The organism is Clostridium sp. DSM 8431 (assembly GCF_900116755.1).
Classification (GTDB): Bacteria; Bacillota; Clostridia; order Clostridiales; family Clostridiaceae; genus Clostridium.
Genome location: NZ_FPBY01000309.1, coordinates 1 through 1,591, shown reverse-complemented (window position 1 = coordinate 1,591; position 1,591 = coordinate 1). Strand labels below are relative to the sequence as shown.

The 1,591-nt window shown below is 25.9% G+C and carries 1 protein-coding gene; it reads left to right on the top strand.

Annotation, left to right across the window (positions count from 1 at the left end):
• The first annotated feature begins 183 nt into the window (after positions 1 to 183).
• Positions 184 to 1,182: a LacI family DNA-binding transcriptional regulator gene (locus BM384_RS17015; RefSeq protein WP_090015450.1), complete on the top strand. Its 999-nt coding sequence runs from the start codon at positions 184 to 186 to the stop codon at positions 1,180 to 1,182.
• Positions 1,183 to 1,591: the final 409 nt, after the last annotated feature.

Sequence of the window (1,591 nt, the reverse complement as noted above, 5' to 3'; positions counted from 1 at the left end):
TTCTTAAGTTGACGACATTGTACGTGCGGTGGTGTGAGAGGTCGGTAATCAAAATAATTGATTACCTCCTACTCGATTATAAACAAATAAAAAACTTAAAAGAAAATAGAATTTCTTGTTATTACATTATTATTTGGGTTATAATAATGTAATCAGAATATAATAAATGGGAGTGATAAATGAATGGCAACTTCTATTAAAGATGTAGCAAAAGAAGCCGGTGTATCTATTGCAACCGTTTCAAGAGTGTTAAACGATATCGATGTAGTAAACGAAGACACGAAGAAAAAGGTTTTAGATGCAATTAAAAAATTAGGTTATAGACCAAATATCGTAGCAAGAAGTTTAAAAACACAAAGAACAAAAACAATAGGAATATTAATTCCTGATATATCAAGTCAATTTTATCCAGAAATAGTAAGAGGAGCAGAAGACGTTTCTCATATATATGATTATAATATAATTCTTTGTAATTCTGATTTCGATTCAGATAAAGAAAAAGAATATTTAAGAGTACTTAAGGAAAAAATGGTAGATGGAGTTATCTATATGAGTAGTTCATTAGATGATGAAATCATTGATACAATTAATGACTTAGATTTAAAAACAGTTCTAGTTGAAAGTAAAGATAAAAATCATGATTTTCCTAGCGTAACTATAGATAATATAAGTGCAATCTACTGTGGAACTAAGCATCTAATTGATAATGGAGCTAAAAACTTGGCTTATATTGGAACAGATGCCAAAGGTATGAATGCATGGGGAGAAAGATATATCGGATTTGAAAAAGCAGTAAGAGAAGCAGGACTTAAAAAAGATAACGATTTAGTATTCTTTGATACATTAAAAGTAAAATCAGGTGCAAAAGCAGTAAAACATTTTATTGAAACAGGAAAGAAATTTGACGGAATAGTATGTGCATCAGATGAAATTGCAATGGGTGCTATAAATGAGTTAAGAGATAATGGAATAAGAGTTCCAGAAGATGTAAGTGTTATAGGATTTAATAATAATAATGCTGGTGCAATCTTCTATCCAAAGATATCTACAGTAGCACAACCAAGCTATGATATGGGATCTGTTGCTATGAGAATGCTTATAAAGATTCTTAATAAGAAGCCATTAGATCAAGATCAATATGTACTTGATTATCAATTAATAAAGAGAGATAGTACAAAATAATTTTATAATAGTATAAAAATGAGCTGTTGGAATAGATAATAATTTATCTATTTTAACAGCTTATTTTATTTATAAAATAAGAGTTAAATATATGTATTATATGTCTGAATTGTATAAATTTATTGGCAATAGAATACAAAGTATTAATGAAAAATAAATGAGTAATGTTTTAATAAATATTTTTTTAATTTTAAATATAAGGTATAATTGGAATAAATATATAATTTTAAACGTTAATAAAAAATAATATTTAATCTTAGCAAGAATGCCTAAAATATAAATAAACTAATTTTTGATAATAAAATTATTATACTACATAAAAAAATACTGATTTAATTAGCAATAGTTTGTAAAAAGATGTTGCAAAAAAAATAGAGCCTAAGACAAGAAAAAACAAAAAAAAAAAAAA

Coding starts and splice junctions, on each gene's coding strand:
- BM384_RS17015 (WP_090015450.1), top strand. CDS start 184: ATGGCAACTTCTATTAAAGATGTAGCAAAAGAAGCCGGTGTATCTATT.